The 19,373-nt window shown below is 66.4% G+C and carries 14 protein-coding genes; 7 read left to right on the forward strand and 7 right to left on the reverse strand.

The features are described from left to right. Positions 1 to 22: 22 nt before the first annotated feature. The 3 genes from coaE to LZ605_RS20285 are packed head-to-tail and all read right to left on the reverse strand — an operon-like array spanning position 23 to position 2,777. Positions 23 to 634: a dephospho-CoA kinase gene (coaE, locus tag LZ605_RS20275; protein ID WP_249843084.1), complete on the reverse strand. Its 612-nt coding sequence runs from the start codon at positions 632 to 634 to the stop codon at positions 23 to 25. 11 nt (positions 635 to 645) lie between these two features. Beyond that, positions 646 to 1,509 carry a prepilin peptidase gene (locus tag LZ605_RS20280; protein WP_249843085.1) on the reverse strand — a complete coding sequence of 288 codons (864 nt, stop codon included), beginning with the start codon at positions 1,507 to 1,509 and terminating at the stop codon, positions 646 to 648. A gap of 8 nt (positions 1,510 to 1,517) precedes the next feature. After that, a complete protein-coding gene (locus tag LZ605_RS20285; protein ID WP_249843086.1) occupies positions 1,518 to 2,777 on the reverse strand; it encodes a type II secretion system F family protein in 1,260 nt (419 codons plus the stop codon). Positions 2,778 to 3,138: 361 nt separating this feature from the next. Between LZ605_RS20285 and LZ605_RS20290 the strand changes: the two genes are divergently transcribed. The 4 genes from LZ605_RS20290 to pilB all read left to right on the forward strand — a co-directional run bounded on the left by LZ605_RS20290 (position 3,139) and on the right by pilB (position 9,472). Next, positions 3,139 to 3,576 carry a pilin gene (locus LZ605_RS20290; protein WP_249843087.1) on the forward strand — a complete coding sequence of 146 codons (438 nt, stop codon included), beginning with the start codon at positions 3,139 to 3,141 and terminating at the stop codon, positions 3,574 to 3,576. A 91-nt stretch (positions 3,577 to 3,667) separates the two neighbouring features. Continuing rightward, on the forward strand, positions 3,668 to 4,543 hold the full coding sequence (locus LZ605_RS20295) for a sterol desaturase family protein (protein WP_249843088.1): 876 nt from the start codon (positions 3,668 to 3,670) through the stop codon (positions 4,541 to 4,543). A gap of 131 nt (positions 4,544 to 4,674) precedes the next feature. After that, the gene (locus LZ605_RS20300; protein WP_249843089.1) at positions 4,675 to 7,731 is read left to right on the forward strand and encodes a fused MFS/spermidine synthase; all 3,057 of its coding nucleotides are present in this window, start codon (positions 4,675 to 4,677) and stop codon (positions 7,729 to 7,731) included. Between the two features lie 13 nt (positions 7,732 to 7,744). Then, positions 7,745 to 9,472, forward strand: a complete 1,728-nt coding sequence (pilB, locus tag LZ605_RS20305) for a type IV-A pilus assembly ATPase PilB (RefSeq protein WP_249843090.1) — start codon at positions 7,745 to 7,747, stop codon at positions 9,470 to 9,472. Between the two features lie 82 nt (positions 9,473 to 9,554). Here pilB and LZ605_RS20310 read toward each other — a convergent pair whose 3' ends face one another. Next, positions 9,555 to 10,928 carry a sigma-54-dependent transcriptional regulator gene (locus LZ605_RS20310; RefSeq protein WP_249843091.1) on the reverse strand — a complete coding sequence of 458 codons (1,374 nt, stop codon included), beginning with the start codon at positions 10,926 to 10,928 and terminating at the stop codon, positions 9,555 to 9,557. A 60-nt stretch (positions 10,929 to 10,988) separates the two neighbouring features. Further along, on the reverse strand, positions 10,989 to 12,602 hold the full coding sequence (locus tag LZ605_RS20315) for a sensor histidine kinase (RefSeq protein ID WP_249843092.1): 1,614 nt from the start codon (positions 12,600 to 12,602) through the stop codon (positions 10,989 to 10,991). 382 nt (positions 12,603 to 12,984) lie between these two features. On the opposite strand from LZ605_RS20315, the gene sucC reads away from it, so the two are divergent. The 3 genes from sucC to LZ605_RS20330 all read left to right on the forward strand — a co-directional run bounded on the left by sucC (position 12,985) and on the right by LZ605_RS20330 (position 16,886). Then, positions 12,985 to 14,154: an ADP-forming succinate--CoA ligase subunit beta gene (gene sucC / locus LZ605_RS20320; protein WP_004154430.1), complete on the forward strand. Its 1,170-nt coding sequence runs from the start codon at positions 12,985 to 12,987 to the stop codon at positions 14,152 to 14,154. A 21-nt stretch (positions 14,155 to 14,175) separates the two neighbouring features. Further along, a complete protein-coding gene (gene sucD, locus LZ605_RS20325; protein WP_005410793.1) occupies positions 14,176 to 15,051 on the forward strand; it encodes a succinate--CoA ligase subunit alpha in 876 nt (291 codons plus the stop codon). A gap of 200 nt (positions 15,052 to 15,251) precedes the next feature. Beyond that, on the forward strand, positions 15,252 to 16,886 hold the full coding sequence (locus LZ605_RS20330; protein WP_249843093.1) for an NAD+ synthase: 1,635 nt from the start codon (positions 15,252 to 15,254) through the stop codon (positions 16,884 to 16,886). A 118-nt stretch (positions 16,887 to 17,004) separates the two neighbouring features. On the opposite strand, the gene LZ605_RS20335 is transcribed toward LZ605_RS20330, so the two are convergent. Next, positions 17,005 to 18,198, reverse strand: a complete 1,194-nt coding sequence (locus LZ605_RS20335; RefSeq protein WP_249843094.1) for a lipase family protein — start codon at positions 18,196 to 18,198, stop codon at positions 17,005 to 17,007. A gap of 205 nt (positions 18,199 to 18,403) precedes the next feature. After that, the gene (locus LZ605_RS20340) at positions 18,404 to 19,291 is read right to left on the reverse strand and encodes an outer membrane protein assembly factor BamD (protein ID WP_107231747.1); all 888 of its coding nucleotides are present in this window, start codon (positions 19,289 to 19,291) and stop codon (positions 18,404 to 18,406) included. Between the last annotated feature and the right edge of the window lie 82 nt (positions 19,292 to 19,373).

The raw sequence follows: 19,373 nt of genomic DNA on the forward strand, positions 1-19,373 counted from the left end.
GGCCGCTGGCCGGCAACCCGCCTCAGCCCCCGGCCAGCCCCAGGTACTGCGCATGCAGGTGTTCCACCTGCGCTTGCAGGTCGTCCGGCTGCCCATCATTGACCACCACGTCATCGGCCAGTGCCTGGCGCTGTGTGCGGCTGGCCTGGGCGGCAATCATGCGGTCGGCCAGCGCGGCATCGATGCCGTCGCGTTGCATCAGGCGGGCGTGCTGCACCCCTTCCGGTGCATCCACCAGCAGCACCCGGTCCAGCCATGGGTAGGCTTTCCGGCCACCCACCTCGGTCAGCAGCGGAATGGCCGCAATCGCATAAGGGCTCCGGGCCTGTTCGCACTGCTGCTGCATCAGCCGGCGGATGGCCGGGTGGGTGATGGCTTCCAGCGCCGCCCGTTCCGCCGGGTCGGCGAAGACATGGGCGCGCAGCCGGGCCCGGTCCAGTTGGCCATCGGGCAGAAGCATCCCGGCGCCGAAACGCGCGGTAATCTGCGCCAGGGCCGGGCTGCCGGCCTCCACCACCGCGCGGGCGGCCAGATCGGCGTCGGCCACCACGATGCCCAGCGCCTCGAAGCGCCGGGTCACTTCACTCTTGCCGGCGGCGATGCCACCGGTCAGGCCCACCACATAACGGCTCATGGGGGATCCCCTCAGCGCAGCCCGCTCAACACCAGGTAATGCTCCACCAGCGGCGCGCCCCACATGAAGTAGAGCCAGCCGGCGATGGCCAGGTACGGGCCGAACGGAATCGGGGTGGCGCGGTCACGGCCGCGGCTGTACAGCCAGATCGAGCCGATGATGGCGCCCAGCACCGAAGACAGCAGGATGATCGGCAGGATGCCCTTCAGCCCGCTCCAGGCGCCGAGGGCCGCCAGCAGCTTGAAATCGCCGTGGCCCATGCCTTCCTTGCCGGTCAGCTGCTTGAACAGCCACCAGACCGTCCACAGCGACAGGTAGCCCACCGCCGCGCCCACCAGGGCGGGCTTGGCTGGCATGTACAGGTTGTCGATGCTGCCTATCAGGCCCAGCCACATCAGCGGCAGGGTCAGCTGGTCCGGAAGCAGCTGGGTGCGCAGGTCGATGCCGGACAGGGCGACCAGGAAACAGGTCAGCACGATGGCGCCGAAGCCCTGCCAGCCGAAGCCGAACTGCCAGACGCAGGCCAGCACCAGCACAGCGGTCAGCGCCTCCACCAGCGGGTACTGCAGTGAGATGGGGGCCTTGCAGTGGCGGCATTTACCCCCCTGAACGAGCCAGCTGAACAGGGGGATGTTCTCGTACCAGCTCAGCTTGTGCTTGCAGTGGGGGCAGTGCGAGGGCTCCACCACGATCCCCGGCGGTGGTGGCTCGTAGAAGTCCGGTTCTTCCAGCACCTCGCGCGCGTCGCGCTTCCACTGCCACTCCAGCCGCTTGGGCAGGCGCAGGATGACCACGTTGAGGAAACTGCCCAGCAGCAGTCCAAAAGCGGCCGCGGCGGGATAGCCAAGGCCGGGGTGCTGGTCGAGAAATGCCATTGATGCCTTTAGCCGACGACGGCGCCGAGTTTGAAGATGGGCAGGTACATCGCGATGACCAAGCCACCGACAATGGTACCAATGAACACCATGATCATCGGTTCGAGCAGGCTGCTCAAGGCATCCACGGCATTGTTCACTTCCTGCTCGTAGTATTCAGCCACCTTGAACAGCATGGCATCCAGGGCGCCGGCCTCTTCACCGATGCCGGTCATCTGGATGACCATGTGCGGGAACAGGTTCAGCTGCTTCATGGCCATGTTGACCGGGTAGCCGACCGACACGTCGTCGCGCATGCGCAGCACGGCGTCGCCATAGACCTTGTTGCCGGTGGCGCCGGCCACGATGCCCAGCGCCTCCACCAGCGGCACGCCGGCCTTGAAGGTCACCGCCGTGGTGCGGGCGAAGCGGGCGATGGCGCTGTTGTGCATGATCTGGCCGATCACCGGCACCTTCAGCACCAGCCGGTCGACGGTGTGCTGCATCTTCTCCGAGCGCCGGTAGGTCATGGCAATGGCCACCACCGCACCGATCACCACAATGGCGATCAGCCACCACCAGGACACCATGAACCGCGACAGGTTCACCACCATCTGGGTGAACGCCGGCAGGTCGGCGCCGAAGCTCTGGAAGACCTCCTCGAACTGCGGCACCACCCACACCAGCAGGATGGTGCTGACCAGGAACGCCACCACCAGCACCATGGCCGGGTAGAACAGGGCCTTCTTGATCTTGCCCTTCAGCGCTTCGATGTTCTCCTTGTAGGAGGCAATCGTGTCCAGCACGGTTTCCAGCACACCGGCGCTCTCGCCGGCGCGGACCAGGTTGCGGTAGAGCTCGTCGAACTGCACCGGATGGCGGCTGATGGCCTCGTACAGCGAGGAACCGCCCTCGATGTCGGCGCGGATGCCGTCCACCATCTTCTTCATGCGCGGGTTCTTGTGCCCGCTGCCGATGATTTCCAGCGCCGAGACGATCGGCACGCCGGACTTCATCATGGTGGCCATCTGCCGGCTGAAGAAGGCGATGTCCTTGGGCGTCACCGGCTTGCCGGCGGCACCGAACAACGGCTTCGGCTTGGGCTTGACCTGGCCCGGGTTGATGCCCTGCTTGCGCAGTTCGGCACGCAGCAGGTTGGCGTTCTTGGCCAACTGCTCGCCCTTCATCTTGATGCCCCGCTTGTCGGTCCCCTCCCAGACAAACGGTTGCAGCTCCATCGTGGCACGGGCCACGGGCTCTTTCTTGATCGCACTGCGACTGACAGACATGTTGGCTCCCCAAGGCCCGCCATCCCCAGGCGGGCATCCTGACCGGCGATGGTAGCCGGTTCGGGGCCGTCCGGGGAGCCCGCTGGCGTGACGCTGCGCAGGGTTTTCGACCTGCCGAGACGAAAGGTGACGTACCGCGTCACATTGCCGCGTCCATCGCAGATTCGACGCGGGGGGGTTCCCATCCGCGAAATTGCTGCCATCATTGGCGCGGGGAAATCGGGGAGACGCTGCCATGGGAGATTGGCACGTTACCTGCGTCGATCCACCCGCGGGGACGGGCAGCCTGCTCATCCGGTCATCTGGCCGGCCGGCCGTCGGCCCCGACATCAACCACCACTCATCTTGGGGATGTACCACCATGAAGAACCAGAAGGGCTTCACCCTGATCGAACTGATGATCGTCGTTGCGATCATCGCCATCCTGGCCGCCATCGCGCTGCCGGCTTACTCGAACTACACCAAGAAGGCCAAGGTCTCGGAAGTGATCCTGGCGGCTTCTTCGCTGCGTACCGACCTGTCGGAATACGTGGCCAGCAACAACAAGCTGCCGGACAACAAGTGGCAGCCGGACTTCCAGCCGACCAAGTATGTGAAGTCGCTGTCGTGGGATGGCAAGGCCATCATCGCCGAGGCTCAGGCGATTGGTGACGGCAACATCGACGGCAAGACCATCACCCTGACCCCGGACTCCAGCAAGGTGGCCAACGGCGTGATCCCGGAATGGACCTGCGAAGGCTCGATCGACACCAAGTTCCGCCCGGGTTCCTGCCAGGGCAAGCCGGCAGCCTCGCTGTAAGCGCTGCGGCTGAGTGCGATTGAAGAAGGCCCCGTGCGAACGGGGCCTTTTTGTTTGTTGATTGCGTGGAATCCTGATCTGGAGGTGCTCCATGGGTGCATTGGCGGTTCTGGTGCCGAAAATGGAGTTCGACCTGGGCGCTCAACTGTATGAAGCCTATGCCTCGGTCAGCGTCGAGGCCGGGGCCTTCCTGCTGCTTGCGCTGATCCTGCAGCGCCGGAACATTGCAGGCATCCTGCGGCGCGTGTGGCCACAGGGCGCCCGCGTGAACCTGCTGTGCCTGGCGCTGGAGGTGGTGCTGCTGATGCCGCTTCTGGGGATGCTGCTGATCTGGATGTATCGGGCCAGCCGGGGCTGGCAGATGGCCTGGACCGCGGAGCTGTGGAATGCGCTGCCGGCGTGGGGCGTGCTGCTGATCGTGCTGTTCGTGGCCGACGGCATCAGTTATGTCCGGCACCGGCTCGAACATACCCGCTGGTTCTGGCCGATCCATGCGATGCACCACAGCGATCGCGAGCTGAGCTGGTTCTCGGCCTATCGCCAGCACCCATTGAACCGGCTCAATGCCGCGCTGATCGATATCGGCATTCTGCTGCTGTTGGGCGTGCCGCTCTGGGCGATCTATGCCAATGCGCTGGTCAGGCACTATTACGGCCTGCTGACCCATGCCAACGTGCCATGGACATTTGGATGGCTGGGGCGGGTGCTGGTCTCTCCGGCGATGCACCGGTGGCACCACGTGCGCCAGGGGGAGGGCGTCGGCAAGAACTTCGCGACGGTGTTTTCAGTGTTCGACCAGGCATTCGGTACGTTCTACGTGCCCAGCGCGTGCCGCGAGCCGACCGGGCTGGACGAACCTGGGCACAACGCGTTCCTGGTCCAGATGTGCAACCCATTCATCAAGGCAGCCACGGCGCTGCGGGTCATGACGGTGGTGCGGCAGCAGCCTCCACGCATCGAGGAGTGATGCTGCTGGGGTTGAAGGCTGCGCCAGGGCCTGTGCAGGGAAGCGATCCACGTCGTTCGACCCTCCGGGACTTGCACGTTGTGCAGCGTTGGTGTCTTGTTGACGATTGACCGTGCGACTGGGGAGCCGCAATGAACCGTCCATCCAACAGCCATGTCCCATGGCTGCTGCTGATCTTCATCCTGTCCGGATTCGCCGGGCTGATCTACCAGTCCATCTGGACGCAGTACCTGGGGTTGTTTCTCGGGCATTCCTCGCATGCGCAGTCGCTGGTGCTGATCCTGTTCATGGGCGGCATGGCACTGGGTGCATGGCTGGTCAGCCGGCGCAGCGCGCTGCTGCGCCGGCCTCTGCTGGCCTACGCGATCATCGAGCTGGTAATCGGTGTGCTCGGCATCGGCTTCGACGGCCTGTTCCAGGGCGTGACCGGCTGGGCCTACACCCACCTCATGCCCGGCATGGAGGGATCGTCCTCCACCGCGCTGCGCTGGGCGCTGGCCACCGCGCTGGTGCTGCCGCAGTGCATCCTGCTGGGGGCAACCTTCCCGCTGATGAGCGCCGGCTACATGCGCCTGCAGCCGATGGCGCAGGGCGAAGTGCTCGCCGGCCTGTATTTCTCCAACAGTCTGGGCGCGGCGGCCGGTGCGCTGGTGGCCACCTACCTGCTGCTGCCAGCGGTGGGTCTGCCTGGCACCGTACTCAGTGCGGGCCTGCTCAACATCGTGGTCGCCATCGTCGTCTATCCCCTGGCCCGTGACGCCAGCGTCCCGGCCGTGGTCGCCAGCCCGGCGCCCGCACCGGCATCCGACGGGCCGCGCCGCAATGCGGTGCCGGTGCTGCTGGTGTTGTTGGTGGCCGCCGGTACCGGCGCATCGTCGTTCGTGTATGAAATCACTTGGGTGCGCATGCTGTCGCTGGCACTGGGCACCACGCTGCATTCCTTCGAACTGATGCTGGCGGCCTTCATTCTGGGCATCGCTTTCGGTGGGCTGTGGCTGCGCCGGCGCGCGGACCGCATGCAGTCACCGCTGCGTGTGGCCGGCTGGGTGCAGGTCTGGATGGGGCTGGCCGCGCTGGCCTCGATGTTCGTATACGCCCAGGCGTTCGATTGGGTAGGCTGGTTGATGCGGGTCATCGTGCGCAGCGCAGATGGCTACGTGCTGTACAACCTGGCCAGTGCGGTGATTGCCGGGCTGGTGATGTTCCCGGCCGCGTTCTTCGCCGGCATGACGCTGCCGTTGCTGACCCTGGCCCTGCTGCGCAGCGGCCATGGCGAGCGCTCGATCGGCCAGGCCTACGCCTTCAATACGCTGGGTGCGATCGTGGGCGTGCTGGCGGCCATCCATCTGTTGATGCCGCTGCTGGGCTTGAAGTACGCCCTGCTGGTGGCCGCGGTGGTGGATATCGCGCTGGGCTGGGTGATGCTGCAGCGGGTGCGGGCGGCGGATGAACGCGGGCTGCGCTCGCCGGTGCTGCGGGCCGGTGCGCTGGGCATCGCCGCGGTGATCGCGGCGGTGCTGCTGGTGCGGTTCGACCCGCTGGTGCTCAACTCCTCCGTCTACCGCCATGGCAATGTGCGCCTGGCCGATACCGCGCGGATGCTGTTCTCGCGCGATGGCCAGACCGCGACCGTGGCGGTCTACGAAAACCCGCATGAAGGCGGGCACATGCGTGCCATCGCCACCAACGGCAAGGTCGATGCGGCCATGTCGGTGTCGATGCAGCAGGCGCCGACCAGCGACGAGTCGACCATGATCCTGCTGGCGGCACTGCCGCTGGCGCTGCGCGAGGACTACCAGCGCGTCGGCGTGATCGGTTTCGGCTCCGGCCTCAGCACGCACACGCTGCTGGGCGATCGCCGCATCGGCCGGGTGGATACGGTGGAAATCGAGCCGGCCATGGTCGAGGGCGCGCGCCTGTTCGGTGAACGTGTCGAACGCGCCTTCAAGGACCCGCGCTCGCATGTGGTGATCGATGACGCCAAGTCCTATTTCGCCGCGAGCCCGCGCAAGTACGATCTGATCATCTCCGAACCCTCCAACCCGTGGGTGGGTGGCACGGCGGCGCTGTTCAGTGACGAGTTCTACAGGTTCGTGCCGCAGCAGCTCAACGAAGGCGGCGTGTTCGTGCAGTGGCTGCAGATGTACGAGATCACCCCCGAACTGGTCAGCTCGGTGCTGGCAGGCATGCTGGAGCAGTTCTCCGATGCGCGCGCCTACCTGGCCAACCGCGGCGACCTGATCCTGGTGGCCACGCCGAAGGGCAAGCTGCCTCCGATGAACGACCGCCTGTTCCAGCAACCGGCGCTGCGCGAAGAGCTGGCACGGATCGGTGTGCACTCGCTGGCCGATCTGCAGGACACGCTGTCGATGGACGATGCAGCGCTGAGGGCGTTCGTGCCGCTGTACCCGGCCGCGCGCAACTCCGACTACTTCCCGACACTGAAGCTGAAAGCGCCGGTGGCGCGTTTCCAGAGCGCGTTCACCCGCGACTTCCAGGAAGTGATGGTGGCGCCCTGGGCCATCGTGGCACGACCGGAAGACATGCATGCCGGCGACAGCGTGAAGCAGCGGGCCCAGCCCGATTCGAGCCGCGACGACCCGCGCCCCGCTGCTCGCGCATTGGCTGCCTTCCTGCAGGGCACTCCGTCGTCGGCGCAGGAGGTTCGCGCCGCCGACTGGCTGCGCGCGCAGGCACTTCGCGGCCTGGCCAGCCGCTGTGAACTGGACAAGGCTCCGCTGCAGAGCGCGCAGCTGGTGTTTGCGCTGTCGGGTGACACCACGCCGTTCCTGCCGACCGCGCAACGCGCGGCCCTGTGGGCGCAGCCGGCGTGGCTGGCGTGCGCGCCACAGAGCCCGACCGTTTCGGCCAGCCTGGCGCTGGTGGCCGCAGTGGCCACCGATGATCACCACACCGTACTCACGGAAGGGCGGCGATTGTTGCAGGGCGAGCATGGATCGGCGCTGCTGGCCGATGCCGGCTCCGGCTATTATCTGTTCGGTGCAATGCAACACGCGGCGCGGCAGCTGGGCGACAGCGCAGCCTCGCGTCAACTGACGGACCAGTACTGGAAGGCGCTCGCGCCCGATGCCCAACGGAGCGGGCCGCTGCGCCTGCTGAGCTACCTGGCCTCCACCGGCACGGTACCGGCTGCAACCGCTGATTCCCAGCCGTCAGGGCAAGAGTGATACGAGGAAGACCATGAGCGTTGTTTCCCCCCCCAATCTGGTCGGCATCACCGGCCTGGCCCGGCGCCTGGTCCAGGACGGTGCCCTGGACGAGGCCACCGCGCGCGATGCCATGGCCAAGGCCACGGCGGCCCGCCAGCCACTGCCCACCTGGTTCGCGCAGAACAAGCTGGTCAGCGCCTCGCAGCTGGCGGCGGCCAATGCGGTCGAGTTCGGCATGCCGCTGTTCGACGTGTCCACGTTCGATGCCAGCCAGAACGCGATGAACCTGGTCAGCGAGGAGCTGCTGCGCAAGCACAACGTGCTGCCGCTGTTCAAACGCGGCGGCAAGCTGTTCGTGGGCACCAGCAACCCGACCCACGCGCTGGATGAGATCAAGTTCCACACCAATCTGGTGGTGGAGACCATCCTGGTCGACGAGGATCAGATCCGCCGCACCCTGGAGCAGTGGCACGCCAGCCATGACACGCTGGGCGACACCCTCGGCGGCGACGACGAGGGGATGGCCAACCTCGATGTCGGTCTCGGCGACGAAGACAATGCCGGTGGCGACTCCGGCATCGACGCCAAGGGCGATGACACGCCGGTGGTGAAGTTCGTCAACAAGGTGCTGGTCGATGCCATCCGCAAGGGCGCCTCGGACATCCACTTCGAGCCGTACGAAGACGACTATCGCGTGCGCCTGCGCATCGATGGCCTGTTGAAGATGGTCGCGCGTGCGCCGGTGAAGCTGAACCAGCGCATCGCCGCGCGCCTGAAGGTGATGGCGCAGCTGGATATCGCCGAAAAGCGCGTGCCGCAGGACGGGCGCATCAAGCTGAACCTGTCCAAGACCAAGCAGATCGACTTCCGCGTCAGCACGCTGCCGACCCTGTTCGGTGAGAAGGTGGTGCTGCGTATCCTGGATGGCAGCGCCGCCAAGCTGGGCATCGACAAGCTGGGCTACGAGCCGGACCAGCAGAAGCTGTTCATGGATGCCATCCACAAGCCCTACGGCATGGTGCTGGTGACCGGCCCGACCGGCTCGGGCAAGACGGTGTCGCTGTATACCGCGCTGGGCATCCTCAACGACGAGACCCGCAACATCTCCACCGCCGAAGACCCGGTGGAAATCCGCCTGCCCGGCGTCAACCAGGTGCAGCAGAACAACAAGCGCGGCATGACCTTCGCCGCCGCACTGCGCTCGTTCCTGCGCCAGGATCCGGACATCATCATGGTCGGCGAAATCCGCGACCTGGAGACGGCCGAGATTGCCATCAAGGCAGCGCAGACCGGTCACATGGTGCTGTCCACGCTGCATACCAACGATGCGCCGCAGACCATCGCGCGACTGATGAACATGGGCATTGCGCCGTACAACATCACCAGTTCGGTGACGCTGGTGATCGCCCAGCGCCTGGCGCGCCGTCTGTGCCCGAACTGCAAGCGCCCGGCGCAGTTGCCCGAACACGCGCTGTTGGCCGAAGGCTTCAGCCAGGCGCAGCTGGATGCGGGCATCGAGCTGTATGAGGCGGTGGGCTGCGATGAATGCACCGAAGGCTACAAGGGGCGTACCGGCGTCTACCAGGTGATGCCGATGACCGATGAGATCGCAACCATTGTGCTGGCCGGCGGTAATGCACTGCAGATTGCCGAGGCGGCGCAGCAGATTGGAGTGAATGATCTGCGCCAGTCGGCGTTGAAGAAGGCCGCGGCCGGCGTCACCAGCCTGGCCGAGATCAACCGCGTGACCAAGGATTGAGGTAGATCCACGCCATGCGTGGATGGCGCGGCCCGCCGTCGGGTCAGAGCCCTTTCCTGTGAAAAGGGATCTGACCCTGGGTTTACTCCATGCCCAGCTTTTTCAGCTTGTATCGCAATGCACGGAAGGTGATGCCCAGCTGTGCCGCGGTGCGGGTCTTGTTCCAGCGGTTCTCTTCCAGCGCGCGCTGGATGGCACTGCGCTCGAGCTGCTCGATGTACGAGGGCAGGGCGGCGCTCCCGGGTTGCAGGTCGGCCACGGCTTCAGCCGGCGCGGCGCTGCCCGGTGCGCGCGGTGAATGCTGGGGCAGGCGCAGGTCATCAGCACCGATGCAGTCTTCTTCGGCCAGCGCCAGCGCGCGTTCGAGGATGTTCTCCAGTTCGCGTACGTTACCGGGGAAGCTGTACTGGGCCAGCGCCTCCAGGGCTGAAGGCGCCAGCAGTGGCGTGCCGCGTCCATGGCTGCGGGCCAGGCGCGCCAATACCGCTGCGGCCAGCTCCGGCAGATCCTGGCGGCGCTCACGCAGCGGCGGCACCTTCAGCTCGATCACATTGATGCGGTAATACAGGTCGTGGCGGAAGCGGCCATCCTCGACCAGCTCGGCCAGGTCCTTGTGGGTGGCCGAGAGGATGCGCACGTCCACCGGTTCTTCGTTGGCGGCGCCGACCGCGCGCACCGATTTTTCCTGGATCGCGCGCAGCAGCTTCACCTGCATCTGCAGCGGCAGCTCGGCCACTTCGTCCAGGAACAGGGTGCCGCCATGCGCAGCCTGGAACAGGCCGGGCTTGTCGGCATGGGCGCCGCTGAAGCTGCCCTTGCGATGGCCGAAGAACTCGCTTTCCATCAGTTCGCCCGGAATGGCGCCGCAGTTGACCGGCACGAACGGGCCGGCCGCGCGTGCGCCCTGGGCGTGGATGGTGCGCGCCACCAGCTCCTTGCCGACCCCGGATTCACCCAGGATGTAGACCGGCGCCTGGCTGCGCGCGACCTTGCCGATGGTGGTGCGCAGCACGTCCATCGCCGGCGAGGCGCCCAGCAGCCGCGCGCCCTGTTCGGCACTGGGGCCGGGTGCGGGGCGGTCGGCGTTGTTGAGTTCCAGCGCGTGCTTGACCAGCCCGCGCAGCACGGCGATGTCCACCGGCTTGCTGACGAAGTCGAAGGCGCCGGCCTTCAGCGCTTCCACGGCCAGGTCCATGCTGCCGAAGGCGGTGATCATCGCCACCGGCGTGCGTGGGTAGTGCTGGGCAATCTCACTCACCAGCTCGATGCCGTTGCCGTCCGGCAGGCGCATGTCGGTGATGCACAGGTCGTACGGATTGCTGGCCAGCAGCTCGCGCGCCTCGGCAAGGTTGGCCGCGGTACTGATGCGCAGCCCCATACGGCCAAGCGTCAGGACCAGCAGTTCGCGGATGTCGCGTTCATCGTCGACGACGAGGGCGCTGCGGGTTTCGTTCATGGGCGGAGAAGATAAACGAGGGGGCTGGAAGCGACAAATGTTTGACGCACAGAATCGGAATCAGGTGGGCAGCAGGGTGTGCGGGCCGGGCAGCACCAGGCGGAAGCAGGAACCACCGGCAGGCACCGGGATGTAGTCCAGGCGCGCCTGATTGGCGCGGCACAGTTCGCGGGCGATATACAGCCCCAGGCCGGTGCCGTGCTCGGAGGTGGTGAAGAACGGGCGGAACAGCTGCGCGGCCACGCTTTCGGGAATACCGGGGCCACGGTCCATCACGTCGATCACCGCGCTGCGTTCGTGCTGGGCCACGCGCAGGCGCACGCGTGCCGGCTGCTGGCCGATGCGCCCGTACTTGAGCGCGTTGTGCACCAGCACGGTCAGCACCTGGTACAGGTGCTTGCTGTCGACCTGGGCCATCACCGAGGTGTCGTTGATGATCGGCTCGATGCTGTCCGTCTCCAGTGTCTGGCCCTGTTTGTACTCCAGCACGAAGCGCCGGACGAAAGCGGCCAGGTCGACGTTCTCCGGCGTGGCGCGTTCGCGCCGGGCCAGGCCCAGCACGCTTTCGACGATGCCGTTGGTGCGCTGGCACTGCTGGCGGATGATCTGCAGCAGGCGGCGGTCGCTCTCGTTGAATCCGGTGCCTTCCTCCAGCAGCTGCACGGCGTAGTTGATGGCCGCCAGTGGATTGCGGATTTCATGGGCCAGGCTGGCCGAGAAGCGTCCCATGGCCGACAGCGTGAGCGATTCGGCACGGCGCGAGACCACGCTGGAATCGTCCAGGAACACCAGCGCCAGATCGCTGCCGGCCAGCAGGCGGGCGAAACGCGGCTGCACTTCCGGTTGGTCCGGATTGAGCTGCAACGGCAGTTCTTCCTGCGCCCAGCCATTGCGCCAGCGCTGCAGGCGGCGGGCCAGTTCCGGCGCGGCGCTGGCCAGATCCAAGCGGCCGCTTTCGCCGTTGCCGTCGTTGTCGCCCAGCAGCATCGAGGCCGCTTCGTTGGCCAGGGTGATGCGGTTGTCGGCGTCCACCACCAGCACGCCGGTACGCATGCGGCGGATGATCAGTTCATTGATCTGGAACAGGTTGGCCACTTCGTCGCCGCGCTGGTTGGCCAGCTGCTGGTTGCGACGGGCGCGGTTGCCCACCTGGTAGCTGATGAAGGCCAGGGCCAGGTAGCTGGTGGCGAACATCGCCAGTTCGGCCAGGGTGCGGGTGGGATCACCGCCCTCCAGCAGTTTCCAGGTGTACTCCACGCCGGTGGCCAGGCTGGCGGCCAGCGCCAGGCCCAGGCCCCAGCTGAGTGGCAGCAGGGTGGCGGCCGCGGCGATGTTGAACAGCAGCGACATCGAGATGCCGGCGCTGGCACCGGGCAGGGCATGCGAAAGCAGGGTGGCGGCGACGATGTCCACCAGCACGCCACTGACCACGATCGGGCGCAGCCAGCGTTCATTGCGGCCGATCGCCAGGGCCAGCAACGACAGCAGCAGGTAGATCACCGCGACGGTATCGGCCAGGCGCGGGTGGTGGGCTTCGCCGACCATGGCCGACAGCGGGCTGTACAGCAGGCCGGCGATGACGGCGGCGATCAGTACCCGGTACAGCGCGAAGAAGTACAGCTCGCGCCGCGGGATCGATTCGATGCGGTCAATCAATGAAGCACTGGGTGACACGCCGGAACTCCCCTTCTGGCTGCCTGGAACTGGGTTTTGACGGCGGTGGCCGACAGCGTAGCCGATGTTCCCCCGATCATCGGAACCGCGCCATGTAGCGTGGAGCTTGCTCGACTCTACCCCGACACCGCCGCTCCAAGTATAGGCTTGTGGAAGCGATTTCCTGCGCAATCGGGCCCGGGCGGGTGCCTGGCCGGGCCCGCCCGGCGCCCGCAACCGCCTGAATGACGGCGGAAAACTGGCCGGGTCTGGCGTTTGGTACAGACTTCTTTGCGCCCCGGCGCCGGCTCGGCCACAATAGTGGGCCCGCCGCGGTCCATGCCGGCGCCCCGCCGGGGCCCTGAGGAATTGCGTGCGGTCGTTCCTATTCCCACGGTGACGCATGAATTTCCACGAATACCAGTCAAAACAACTGCTTGCCGAATACGGCATCCCGGTCCCGGCCGGCAAGGTCGCTGCGACCCCGGACGAAGCGGTTGCCGCTGCCAACTCCCTGGGCCAGGGCCCCTGGATGGTCAAGGCGCAGATCCACGCTGGCGGCCGCGGCAAGGCTGGCGGCGTCAAGTTCTGCAAGACCACCGACGACGTGAAGGCCGCTGCGGCCAAGATGCTCGGCACCAAGATGGCCACCTACCAGACCGCTGGCGTTGAACTGCCGGTCAACCTGGTGCTGGTGACCACCGCCGGCGAGATCGTCAAGGAACTGTACCTGTCGGTGCTGGTTGACCGTGGCACCAAGACCATCACCTACATCGCTTCTTCGGAAGGCGGCGTGGAGATCGAGCAGGTTGCTGCTGAAACCCCGGAACTGATCCACTCGCTGAACGTCGACTTCGTCGAAGGCGTGCAGGGTTACCACGGCCGTGATTTCGGCTTCAAGCTGGGCCTGACCGCCAAGCAGGCCGGCCAGTTCGCCAGCATCATGGTGAACCTGTACCGCCTGTTCAACGAAAAGGACCTGGCCCTGGTTGAAATCAACCCGCTGGCCATCCTGGACGACGGCAACCTGTACGCGCTGGACGGCAAGTTCGACAGCGACGACAACGCCGCGTTCCGCCAGAAGGCCCTGGTCGCCATGCGCGACAAGACCCAGGAAGATCCGACCGAAGTGATCGCTTCGGAACTGGACATCAACTACGTCACCATGGACGGCAACATCGGCTGCATGGTCAACGGCGCCGGCCTGGCCATGGCCACCATGGACGTCATCAAGCTCAACGGCGGCGAGCCGGCGAACTTCCTGGACGTGGGCGGCGGTGCCAACAAGCAGCGCGTCATTGAAGCCTTCAAGCTGATCCTGTCCTCGGACAAGGTCGAAGGCATCTTCGTCAACATCTTCGGCGGCATCGTCCGCTGCGACATGATTGCCGAAGGCATCATCGCCGCCGTGAAGGAAGTGGGCGTCAAGGTTCCGGTGGTGGTGCGCCTGGAAGGCACCAACGTGGAAGAAGGCAAGCAGCTGCTGCGTGACAGCGGCATGGCCATCATCCCGGCTGACAACATCAACGATGGCGCCAAGAAGATCGTTGAAGCTGTCAAGAACGCCGCCTGATACCGACACCAAGGAATTCCAATGTCTGTTTTGATCAACAAGAACACCAAGGTGATCGTGCAGGGCTTCACCGGCCAGCAGGGCACCTTCCACGCCACTCAGATGATCGAGTACGGCACCCAGGTTGTCGGCGGCGTGACCCCGGGCAAGGGTGGCACCACCCATATCGACCTGCCGGTCTTCAACACCGTGGCCGACGCCGTGCAGAGCACCGGCGCCAACGCCTCGGTCATCTACGTGCCGCCGCCGTACGCGGCTGACGCCATCCTGGAAGCCGCTGCTGCCGGCATCAAGGTCATCGTCTGCATCACCGAAGGCATCCCGGTGCTGGACATGCTGCGCGTGAAGAACGTGCTGACCCGTTCGCATCCGGACACCGTGCTGATCGGGCCGAACTGCCCGGGCGTCATCACCCCGGGTGAGTGCAAGATCGGCATCATGCCGGGCCACATCCACCAGCCGGGCAAGATCGGCATCGTGTCGCGTTCGGGCACCCTGACCTATGAAGCGGTCAAGCAGACCACTGAAGTCGGCCTGGGCCAGTCCACCTGCATCGGCATCGGTGGTGACCCGATCAACGGCCTGAACTTCGTCGACTGCCTGAAGCTGTTCAACGAAGACCCGCAGACCGAAGGCATCATCATGGTCGGCGAAATCGGCGGTGACGCTGAAGAAGCCGGCGCCGAGTACATCAAGAACCACGTGAAGAAGCCGGTCGTCGGTTTCATCGCCGGTGCGTCGGCTCCGGCCGGCAAGCGCATGGGCCACGCCGGTGCGATCGCCTCGGGCGGCAAGGGCACCGCGGAAGGCAAGTTCGCCGCCATGGAAGCTGCCGGTGTTGTCACCGTCCGCTCGCCGGGCGACCTGGGCGCTGCCATCGCCAAGCTGGTCAAGTAAGACCGGCTGCTCTTGTAGAGTCGAGCTTGCTCGACTGCTGCATGCGAAAACACAAAGGCCGCCTCCGGGCGGCCTTTGTGCGTCTGGGGTCCCGCGTTCCGGCGGCCCCATCCACGCATGGCGTGGATCTACCGGGCGCGCCCGGCGCGCGCATGGCGCGGCGTTACAATGGGTGCATTGCAACCACAGGCTGGATTCCCATGGCTTCGATCCGCATCGCGATGGCGCAGTTCGACTTCCCGGTCGGCGATGTTGCCGGCAACACCGAGCGCATCATCGAGATGATCGGCCAGGCGCGCGACGAATACGGCGCCGAGCTGGTGATGTTCCCCGAGCTGGCGGTCAGCGGCTACCCGCCGGAAGACCTGTTGCTGCGCCCGGGCTTCCTGTACGAGTGCGAGCAGGCAATGACGCGCATCGCGGCGGCTTGCCGTGGCATCACCGCCGTGGTCGGCTGGCCGCAGGCCGCCGGTGCGGTGGTCTACAACGCCGCCAGCGTGCTGCGTGATGGCCTGGTCGAGCAGACCTACCGCAAGCGCGAGCTGCCCAATTACGCCGTGTTCGACGAACGCCGCTACTTCGATGTTGATCCCGACGGTGGCAGCTGCGTGTTCGAGGTCAACGGCATTCCGGTGGGCCTGCTGATCTGCGAGGACCTATGGTTCGCCGAGCCGTTGGCCGATACCGTGCGCGCCGGTGCGCAGCTGGTGGTGGTGCCCAATGCGTCGCCCTACGAACGCGGCAAGCATGCCCAGCGCGATGCGGTGCTGGCCGCACGCACGCGCGAGAGCGGGGCGGCGATTGCCTACCTCAACGTGGTCGGTGGCCAGGACGCGCTGGTGTTCGATGGCGCCTCGGTGGTGGCCGACGGCGACGGCACGGTGCACCCGGCCGCCGCCGCCTTCGTCGACCAGTGGCTGGTGGTGGAGTATGACGGTGCCAGCCGCCGCTTCCTGCCGCACGTGTGGATGGACGACGGCGACGAGAGCATGGATGCGCTGGCCTGGCGTGCGGTGACCCGTGGTATTCAGGACTACTGCCGCAAGAACGGCTTCAAGAAGGTCTGGCTGGGGCTGTCCGGTGGTATCGACTCGGCGCTGGTGCTGGCAATGGCGGTGGACGCGATGGGCGCGGACAACGTGACTGCGGTGCGCCTGCCGTCGCGCTACACCGCCGGCCTGTCCAATGATCTGGCCGCCGAGCAGTGCCAGGCACTGGGCGTGAAGCTGGAAGCGGTCTCGATCGAGCCGGCGTTCAAGGGCCTGATGGAATCGCTGGCGCCGATGTTCGAGGGCACCACGCCGGATGTGACCGAAGAGAACCTGCAGTCGCGCAGCCGTGGCGTGATCCTGATGGCGCTGGCCAACAAGTTCGGCGGACTGCTGCTGACCACCGGCAACAAGAGCGAGTACGCGGTGGGCTACGCCACCATCTACGGCGACATGTGCGGTGGCTATGCGCCGCTGAAGGACCTGTACAAGACCGAGGTGTTCGGCCTCTCCAAGTGGCGCAACACCGTGGGCGGCGCGCCGGTGATTCCACCGGCGGTGATCAGCCGCCCGCCGTCGGCCGAACTGCGCGAGAACCAGCTGGATCAGGATTCACTGCCGGCCTATGACGTGCTGGACGGCATCCTGTACCGCTACATCGACCAGGAACAGTCGCGTACCGAGATTGTTGCCGCAGGCTATGACGCGGCCGTGGTCGACCGCGTGCTGCGCCTGGTGCGCATCAGTGAATGGAAGCGGCACCAGGCCGCGCCGGGGCCGAAGGTCTCGCGCCGCGCGTTCGGCCGCGAGCGCCGTTACCCGATCAGCAACGGCTACAAGGGCTGAGGTAGCGTGCATCCACGTATGGCGTGGATCTACCGCGCGTCTATCAAGTAGGTGCGGACCTTGGTCCGCACGGTGGCCGAAGAAGCGCAGTCGAGCAGGGCTCGACTCTACCAACCCATCATCGCGCGGCGTCGAGCTGTTGTTCCACACCCGCCAATTCGGCTGCTTGGTCGAAGCGGCTGTCTTCCAGCCGTGCGTGCACGAAGGCCAGCCCATCGGCCGCTGCTGCATCCAGCGTGGCGCGGTGGTCGACCGGGTACTGCCGGAAGGCCACCGGCTCGCCACGCAGGGCCAGGCCGGCGGCGTACAGCAGGGTAGTCAGGTAGGGCACATCCTGGTCGCGGGTGCCGTGGGCCAGCATCAGCGGCTGGGTGAACCCGTGCCGTGGCACGCCCAGATAGTCGTGCAGCAGCGTCCAGATACCCGGCACCGAGGTCAACGGTGCGCTGAACATCTCGCCGGTGCTGGCGCCCTCCAGCTGCGCGGCCAGTTCGGTCAGGCAGTGCTGGCGGGCCAGCGCGATACGGGCCCGCCCTTGCGCGCTCAGCACGCGGTCGATCTGCGGTGCCACCTGCAGCAGGCCATCGAGCAGGTAGGCGTGGTAGGCGTTGAGTGCCCCCGGATTGGCGGTGCGGCTGTCGGGCCTCATCACCAACGCGGTGATTTCCACGGCCGTGGGCGTGCCGGCGGTGAAGCTGCCCTTGAACTGCAGGGCGGGGCCGGCGTAGTCGGCCGCCTGGTGGCCGGCGCTCAGCGCCGCCGACGCCCCCTGCGAATAGCCCACCGACACCCAGCGTGGCGACAGGCGACCGCCGCTCAGGAACTGGTGGCTGGCCTTGACCATGTCGATGCTGTTGCGCGCGGCGGTGCGCACGTGCAGGTAGGTGTGCTGGCCCGGGCTGCCGAGGCCCTGGTAGTCAGCTGCGACCACGGCATAGCCCTGGCCGAGGAAGTGGTCCAGGAAGCGCCCGTCGCGCTCGGGGCGGGTGGGGCCGGACACCGACGGCGCGCAGTGGTCGGCAATGCCCTGGGTGCCATGCGCCCAGGAGACCACCGGCCAGCCGCCCGCCGGCGCGGTGCCGGCAGGCAGATAGAGCAGCCCGGTGCCCTGGGCCAGCCGCCCGCTGTGATCGGGGGTGTGATAGCTCAGCAGGTACGCCTGGGCCGCCTTCGACGGCACCCAGTCGGCGCGATAGGGGGCTGCCGTGAGCAGATCGCCGGGCTCGGCAGCCGCGGCCGCAACGGGCAGGGCCAGCAGGGTGGCGGCGAGGGTGGCCAGCAGGGGCCGGGTGCGGGAAACGGTTGAGGTCATGCGGACTCCAGGCAGGCGGGAATGGCCGTGCGATGGAGTGTGGAGGGCCGTGCGGGTCCGGTTTGGGAGCGGCATCGCAACGGCGGCCGATTCGTAGAATTCCTAGTGCCGGGCCGAGTGGGACGGGGCAAGCGGCGGGGGAGAGCCGTCAAGCATGGCTCGACGCTACAAAAAGAAAGGGCCCCTTGCGGGGCCCTTCGCTTTCTTATTTCTTTTCCAGTCGCGCGTTGCGCTGGCCGGTACTGGCGGATTTCTCGCCGGCAAACGGGTTCAACTTGCGGATCATCCACGGGTACTTCGGCCACTTGCCTTCCAGCCACGGGTGGTCCGGCTGGTTCAGCTGCAGCACGCGACGGGCATCGTCGGCCAGCGTCTTGTTGCCCAGGTGGGTGTAGGAATCGGCCAGTACGGCCACCGCGTCGTACTGGAAGGCGCTCTGCGGGTAGGTTTCCAGCAGGTAGTTGGCGCGGCCCACGGCCGAGACCCAGGCGCCGCGGCGCATGTAGTACAGGGCGTTGTCCAGTTCGTGCTGGGCGAACACGTCACGCAGCTCCACCATGCGCTGGCGGGCATCGGCGGCGTAGCGGCTGTTCGGGTAGCGGTCGACAACGATGTTGAAGTCCGAATAGGCCTGGTGCGGCGTGGACAGGTCGCGACGGCTGGCGTCCAGCGACCATACGCGGCGCAGGAAAACCGTACTGCGGTTGGAGTTGGCCAGGCCGCGCAGGTAGTACAGGTAGGCGATGTTGCGGTGGGTCGGGTAGGTTCGGATGAAGCGGTCGATGCTGGACACCGCGTCATCGTGCTTGCCGGCCTTGTACTGGGCGTAGGCGGTCTCGATCATCGCCTGTTCGGTGTACGGGCCGTAGGGGTACTGGGCCACCAGGCGGCGGAAGCTGGCTTCGGCGCCGCTCCAGTTGCCACCCTGCATCAGCTTGTGGCTCTTCTCATACAGCTGTTCGACCGGCACGCCCTCGTCGGGGCGATCACCCTTCTTGGCGCCGCGATGGCAACCGGTGGCGGCGATGACCAGCACCAGCAGCAGGGCGGTGAGGCGGACGGGCGCGGAGAGCATGACGGAGCGTCGGATCATGGGGTCGAGGCGGGACGCGGCTGGAATACGAAGGGTCGATGATAGCCTAGTGTCCTGTCCAGCGACTGAAACCGGCCGCCGG

It is taken from the genome of Stenotrophomonas maltophilia, from assembly GCF_023518235.1.
Classification (GTDB): Bacteria; Pseudomonadota; Gammaproteobacteria; order Xanthomonadales; family Xanthomonadaceae; genus Stenotrophomonas.